This is a genomic window from Mitsuaria sp. CC2, from assembly GCF_048957715.1.
In the GTDB taxonomy this organism is placed as follows: domain Bacteria; phylum Pseudomonadota; class Gammaproteobacteria; order Burkholderiales; family Burkholderiaceae_C; genus Roseateles.
Genome location: NZ_JARVXN010000043.1, coordinates 57,727 through 65,252, shown reverse-complemented (window position 1 = coordinate 65,252; position 7,526 = coordinate 57,727). Strand labels below are relative to the sequence as shown.

Below are 7,526 nucleotides of genomic sequence, written 5' to 3'. Positions count from 1 at the left end.
TGTCGCGGCGCCAGGCGCCGTCCAGCGTCCGCGCCTCCAGACGATTGAAGATGCCCAGGAAGTCCGCCACCCGGCGGGGGGGGGGCGCGCGCGGGCGCCCCCCACGGCCAGCAGTTCATCCTGATCAACGCCAGGCGCAGCCTGGACATCCACGAGCTTGGGTTTGCCTTCCGTGAGCGTGCCTGTCTTGTCGAACGCGATCGCGGTCAAGACGCCCAAGTTCTCCAGCGGCGCGCCGCCCTTGATGAGAACGCCGCCTCGCGCCGCCCGTGCAACACCGCTCAATACGGCGCTCGGGACCGAGATGGCAAGCGCGCATGGGCTAGCAGCCACCAACACCGCCATCGCCCGGTAGAACGTCGCACTGAACGGCTCGTCGATGATGAAACCCGCGAACAAGAGCGCGCCGACAAAGCCCAGCACGGTCGGCACGAAGATGCGTTCGAACTTTGCCGTGAACGACTGGGTGGGGGACTGCTGCTGCTGCGCCTCGGTCACCATCTTCACAACGCGTGCCATGGTGGACTCGGTGGAGCGCTTGGCGACCATCACCTCCAGTGACCCGGAGCCGTTGATCGTGCCGGCAAACACACGGCCCGTTGCCTCGACGCGATCAAACGCGGCAAGCGCCTGCTGCGCATCTTCCACGGGCTGCTTCTCCACGGGAATACTCTCCCCGGTGACAGGCGCCTGGTTCACGCTGGACTTGCCCGTGATCACAAAGCCGTCGGCCGGCATCCGCTCGTTCGGTTTGATCACCACGATGTCACCTGGCTCCAGTTCGGCGATTGGCACCTCTTGCGTCGTGCCGTCACGCTTGCGAAGCGCGGTCTCGGGCGCCAGCTTGGACAACGCCTCGATCGCCCGTCTTGCGCGGCCCATCGCGTAGTGCTCAAGCGAATGTCCGAGACTGAAGAGGAACAGCAGCAAGGCGCCCTCAGCCCATTCGCCGAGTGCGGCCGCGCCGGCTGCGGCAACGAGCATCAGCGTGTCGATCTCGAAGCGCCGCTTCCGGATGTTCTCCACCGCCTCGCGCAGCGTGAAGAAGCCGCCGAAGACGTAGGCCACAACGTACAGGCTCGTCTCCAGCGTGGACGAGAGCAGTTGATACTTGCCGAGCAGCCACCCCGCCAGCAACAGCGCGCCGCACAGCAACGAGAAGATCAACTCCGTGTTGCTGCCGAAGATGCCGCCCTCATGGCCATGATCGTGATCGCCATGGTCTTTGGCGGCCTCGTTCCCGTGGTCATGCTTCTCGCCCTTCACATGCTTGTGATCCGGCGACGGAGGAGTCGACGCGCTAGGCGTGTCGGACTCCAGCAACTGGGACTTGGCCTGTTCAGAGTTTTTTGGTTCAGCCATCTGGTTCTCCGGCTTTAAGTGCATGGGGGCGTCAGCGACCTACCGTCGCTTCTTCCTGGACCTCTTCGCAAGCCGCTTGGCTCTTCTCGCTGCACGACGATCCTTCAGCGACATGTAGTCTCGGATCGAGGTGTAGGTCAGGTACACGAGCGCGACTCCCCAGCCGACGATGGCCAGGTACTTGAACATCACATGGAGGGTTTCGTGAGAGCCCGAGCTCATCTGAGACTTTCGCTCGCGAACGCTCACGCCCGGGCCTCATACCGATGACCCAAGCCAAGCATCCGCATTCCTTGATTTACCTGGAAGCCTTCAAGGCCTTCTCCGCAAGCCCGGTGCGCGGCTCGACCCAGTGGTTCTGATCGAGTGCGTCGCTGCAGGCCTCGGTCTCCATCTGCAAGGTGACGTGAGCAATCTGGAACTGCTCCTTGAGCATCTGACGCAGTTGGGTCAACAGCGGACCCACGGAGACCGAGCCCTCGTGCACAACATGCGCGCTCAGACTCGTCTTACCGCTGGACAGCCCCCAGATGTGCAGATCATGGATTCCCGTGACGCCGGAAGTTGCGGTCATCGCGGACTCGATCGCCGTCACGTCCACCCCGTCAGGCACGCCCTCAAGGAGGATGTTCACGCTCTCACGCAGGAGCACCCAGGTCCGAGGCAAAACCCAAAGACCGATGCCCACGGCGACAAGACTGTCGACCCAGGCCCAGTCGGTGAAACGAATGACGATGGCCGCGACGATGACGCCGACCGATCCCAGGAGGTCGCTCCAGACCTCCAGGTAGGCGCCCTTGACGTTGAGACTCGAGTCCTTGCCGCCCATGAGCATGCGCATGCTCACGATGTTGACGATCAGGCCGAGCGAGGCGATCACCAACATGCCTACCGACTGAACCTCAGCAGGCGAGTTCAGCCGCTGCCAAGCTTCATACAGGATGTAGATCGCCACCCCGAAGAGCAGCAAGGCGTTGAACGCCGCGGCGAGGATCTCGAAGCGGTGATAGCCGAAGCTCCTCTTCTTGTCTGCCGGCCGTCTGGCGATGCGTATGGCTGCCAGCGCGATTGCGAGGGCAGCCGCGTCAGTGAACATATGGGCGGCGTCCGAGATGAGCGCCAAGCTTTTCGTCGCGATACCACCGATGACCTCGGCGATCAGAAAGCCGAAGGTCAGCGTGAAGGCGATCCAGAGCGAGCGCTCATTGCCTCCTGCCGCGGCAGAGTGGTCGTGGTCCTTGGACATGGGTCATCTCCTTGTTCGTTTTGAATCCCATCCTCGGCAACAGCGATACCCAGCGGCCCCGCACTCGGCTCTTCAGCCTTGCGCGGGGCCGCCGGCGCTCAATGGGCGCTTCCCTGCTCGACAGCCGCGGAGCGGCTCTCAAGTTGCTCTTCTTCCTCGTCACGCCGGTGAGCCAGGCGGTAGAGGATGGGGAGAACCAGCAGCGTCAACGCCGTCGAAGACAAGATGCCCCCGATCACCACGGTGGCGAGCGGACGTTGGACCTCGGCGCCGGTGCCGGTGGCAAGCGCCATCGGAACGAAGCCAAGCGATGCCACGAGCGCCGTCATCAGCACCGGACGCAGACGCGTCAGCGCGCCTTCGTGGATCGCCTCGTCCAGTCCCTTGCCCGACTCGCGCAGGTTGCGGATGAACGAGATCATCACGAGCCCGTTGAGCACCGCCACCCCAGAAAGCGCGATGAACCCGACTGCCGCTGAGATCGAAAGCGGGATGTCTCGCAACCACAAGGCCACGATGCCGCCCGTCAAGGCGAACGGGATCCCGGTGAAGACGATGAAGCCATCCTTCATGTTTCCGAACATGGCAAAGAGCAGCACGAACACCAGCAGCAATGACACCGGGACCACGATCTGGAGACGTTGAGTCGCCGACTGCAGGTTCTCGAACTGGCCGCCCCAGACCATCCAGTAGCCGGTCGGGACCTGAACCTGCGCGCCAATCAACTGCTGGGCCTCGGCGACGAAGCTGCCCAGGTCGCGACCACGCACGTTCGAGCTCACCACGATTCGACGCTTGCCGTTCTCACGACTGACCTGGTTGGGACCCGGTGCAGTCGTGAAGTCAGCGACTTCACTGAGAGGAATAAAGCGGCGTGCGCCATCAGCCCCGACTGGCATCGGGATAGGCAGTCGCTTGATGGCCTCCACGTCGGCGCGCAGCACTTCGGGCAGTCGGACGAGGATGCCGAAGCGGCGATCGCCTTCGAACATGATCCCCGCGTCACGTCCGCCGACGGCCGTTGCGAGTGTGTCCTGCACGTCTTGAACGTTGATCCCGTAGCGCGCGGTGCGCTCCCGGTCGACAGTCACGCTCAGCATCGGAAGGCCAGTGGTCTGCTCCACGTTCACCTCGGACGAACCCTGGATGCCTTGCAGCAAGCCCTGGATCTTCTGAGCCGTGGCGTTCAGGACGTCCATGTCGTCGCCGAAGATCTTCACCGCGACGTCGGAACGCACTCCCGAGATCAGTTCGTTGAAACGCAGCTGAATCGGTTGCGAGAACTCGTAGTTCTGACCCGGCAGCTTGGCCGCCTCGGCCTGCACGGCCGCCAGCAGGTCGTCACGCGTGCGCTTCGGATCAGGCCACTCGTCCTGCGGCTTGAGCATCACGTAGCCGTCCGAGATGTTCGGTGGCATCGGGTCCGACGCGATCTCGGCAGTACCGGTTCGAGCGAAGACACGGTCGATCTCAGGGAACTTGGCCTTCAGCGTCGACTCCAGCTGCTGCTGCATCGCCAGCGACTGCGTGAGGCTCGTGCCCGGAATTCGCAGCGCTTGGATCGCGAAGTCACCCTCGTTCAGGCTGGGGATGAATTCGCTGCCCATCCGCGCGGCGATCAGACCCGTCAGCACAATCATCACTGCTGCAAACGTCAACACTACCGCCTTGGCACCCATCACGTAGTTGAGCAGCGGCTCATACGCGCGACGCGCCCAGCTCATCAACCAGTTTTCCTTCTCAGCAACCTTCTTGCCGATGAACAGCGCAACCGCTGCCGGAACGAACGTGATCGACAGGATCATGGCACCGACCAGGGCGATCACGACCGTGAAGGCCATCGGATGGAACATCTTCCCTTCGACGCCGGCCAGAGCAAAGATCGGCAGGTAGACGATCATGATGATCAGCTGCCCGAACAGCAGCGGACGACGAGCTTCCTGCGAGGCGAGGAACACTTCATGGAAGCGCTCCGAGCGCGTCAGCAGCCGTCCCTTGTGCTCCTGCGCATGTGCCAGGCGCCGCACGCAGTTCTCGACGATCACCACAGCACCGTCGATGATGATGCCGAAGTCCAGTGCCCCCAGACTCATCAGGTTGGCGCTGACCTTCTGATTCACCATGCCGGTGAAGGTGAACAGCATCGACAGCGGAATTACCATGGCCGTCAGGATGGCCGCACGGATGTTGCCCAGGAACAAGAACAGGATGGCGATGACGAGCACAGCGCCTTCGATCAAGTTCTTCTTGACGGTGGCGATCGCCTTGTCGACCAGCTTGGTTCGGTCGTAGACCGTGACCGCGTGGACGCCCTTGGGCATGTTCGCGTTGATCTCGGCCATTTTCTTGGCAACCGCTTGCGAGACCGTCCGGCTGTTCTCACCGATCAGCATGAAGACGGTACCGAGCACGACCTCGCGGCCGTTGTCGGTCGCAGCGCCGGTCCGCAACTCACGGCCGATTTCGACCGTGGCGACATCGCGCACGCGCACGGGGACGCCGCCCGCGTTGAGCAGGACGATGTTGCCGATGTCGGTCATCGAGCGCACCTGGCCCGGCGCTCGGATCAGGTACTGTTCACCGCGGCGCTCGATGTAGCCCGCGCCGACGTTCGCGTTGTTGCGATCGAGGGCAGTCACCACGTCGCTGAGCGTGAGGCCGTACGAGGACAGCTTGGACGGATCGGGGGCGACGTGGTATTCCTTGGCGAAGCCGCCGATGGAGTTGATCTCAGTCACGCCCGTCACGTTCTTCAGCTGCGGCTTGATGACCCAGTCCTGAATCTCGCGCAGGTCTGCCGGCGTATAGAGCTCACCGTTGGGCTTCTTTGCGCCCGGCTCGCTCTCGACAGTCCAAAGGAAAATCTCACCTAACCCCGTCGAGATCGGCCCGATGTTGGGCGTCACGCCCTCGGGCAACTGAGACCGCGCGGATTGGATGCGTTCGTTGACGAGCTGGCGGGCGAAGTAGATGTCCGTGCCGTCGTTGAAGATGACCGTCACTTGGGACAGCCCGTAGCGCGACAGCGAACGGGTCTGCTGCAGTCCAGGCAGGCCCGCCATCACGGTCTCGATCGGATAGGTGACGCGCTGTTCGGTTTCCAGCGGCGAGTAGCCTGGCGCACCGGTGTTGATTTGCACCTGCACGTTGGTAATGTCCGGCACTGCGTCGATGGGCAGCTTCTGATAGCTGAACACCCCGAGTGCGGCCATCCCGAAGACGGCAAGCATGACAAGCCATCGATGCTCGATGGCGAAACGGATGATGCGTTCAAACATGTTGCGTCATCTCTTTAATGGGCGTGGGAAGCCGTGGACTTGCCGGCCTCGGCCTTGGCGACGAAGCTGCCCACAGCGATGTAGGGCACACCGGCCTTCAGACCCTCGACGATCTCGACCCGCTTCCCGTCCGTGCGGCCCACCTTGACGGGCTGGGCGACAAAGCCCGAACCGGTCTTGACGAACACGACGGGCTTCTCTTCCATCGTCTGAACGGCTTCAGAGGTCACGGTCACCGCCGCGTCGAAGGTCTCGCTCTTCATCTCGACGTTGACGAACAGGCCCGGCCGCCACGCGGTTTTTGGGTTCTCCAGGGTGACGCGAGCCTGGGCCGTGCGGGTCGATTCGCCGATGAGGGAGCCGACGTAGGCGACCTTGCCGATCGCGGACTGCTCGAACGCCGCCGCGCGCACGACGACGTTGTCGCCGACGCGCACCAGCGGCAGGTCCTTGGCAGGGACATTGATCTGGGCCCACACGGTGCGCAGATCAGCAACGGTGAAGACATTGGCGTCCTCGCGCACCTGCTCGCCCAACGCGATGTGCTTCTCGACGATCGTGCCGTCGAACGGCGCACGCAGCTCATACCGATTGAGGGCACCGCTATCCAGCGTGGCGCCGACGGCCTGGAGCTTCTGCCGGGCATTCGACACCGCAATCTCCGCCTCGCGCATGGCTTGCTCGGCGATCTGAACATCCTGCTGCGGCGAGATCTTCGCCTCGTACAGGCTCTTCTCACGCTCGTACGTGATCTTTGCCAATTGCAGGCGCTTCTGCGCACTTTGCAAGTCGGCGCGCTGGTCGGAGATCGACGTGCTGTTCACCACGGCCAGCACCTGGCCCTTGCGAACCATCTGGCCCAGCGCCACCGGCACGGATTCGACAACACCAGCCACGCGCGGCACCACGTGCGCGGTGGTGTCCTCGTTGAACTTGACCTCGCCCGGCAACTGATAGCTGGCTGCCAGCGAAGCTGCCTTGGTGGCCTCGACCACGATGCCTGAAGACTTCTGCTGCTCAGCGGTCAACGCGATCACGCCTTCGCTGGGCGAGAACGGGAACGACTGGGTCTGACCGCCCACCACGACCTGAATGACACCCTCAAAGACATGCGGCTCTTCAACAGGTTGGGCGCTGACAAGCGCGTTCTTCTGAGCCGCGAACGTCAGCTTCTGCTCCTCGCCGCCCGGACGCTTGATCTGCGCAGTCACCTGCAGCTGACCCGGCGCGACTTCCTTGCCTGCCTGAGACACCCAGATCTTGAGGCGCGGAGTACCTTGATCTTCGGACAGCAGCGCCTCGACTGTCACGTTGCCCTTGGAGATGAGCTCACCGCCACGGCTGCCCTTCTTGGCTTCTTCGTGGTGTTCGCCGTCCCCATGCCCCTTGGCGTCGTCGTGGCCCTTTTCGCCTCCGGCTTTGGCTTCCCCGTGATGTTCGCCGTCGCCATGGCCCTTGGCTTCTTCGTGTGCGTGCGACTCTTCGCCGCCGGACTTCCCGCCCGTGGTCATCAGCCCGACGGCAGCCGCGGCGCCAAGCGCCAGCACCACGGCAATGGCGATCGCCTGCTTCTTGCCGGCGCCGCTGCGCAGGCGTTCCTTGAGTTCGTTCTTGGAGGTCATTTGGAAACTCGTTGATGG

The 7,526-nt window shown here is 63.2% G+C and carries 4 protein-coding genes; all 4 read right to left on the bottom strand.

Features of this window, described 5'->3' with window-relative positions; genetic code table 11:
• Positions 1-1,362, bottom strand: a 1,362-nt coding sequence (locus PV762_RS27355) for an HAD-IC family P-type ATPase (protein ID WP_421038155.1), incomplete at its 3' end; no start/stop codon positions are given.
• A gap of 298 nt (positions 1,363-1,660) precedes the next feature.
• A complete protein-coding gene (locus PV762_RS27350; RefSeq protein WP_421038154.1) occupies positions 1,661-2,608 on the bottom strand; it encodes a cation diffusion facilitator family transporter in 948 nt (315 codons plus the stop codon).
• 98 nt (positions 2,609-2,706) lie between these two features.
• Positions 2,707-5,886 carry a CusA/CzcA family heavy metal efflux RND transporter gene (locus PV762_RS27345; protein WP_421038153.1) on the bottom strand — a complete coding sequence of 1,060 codons (3,180 nt, stop codon included), beginning with the start codon at positions 5,884-5,886 and terminating at the stop codon, positions 2,707-2,709.
• A 14-nt stretch (positions 5,887-5,900) separates the two neighbouring features.
• Entirely contained in the window at positions 5,901-7,508 is a 1,608-nt protein-coding gene (locus tag PV762_RS27340) for an efflux RND transporter periplasmic adaptor subunit (RefSeq protein WP_421038152.1), read from the bottom strand.
• Positions 7,509-7,526: the final 18 nt, after the last annotated feature.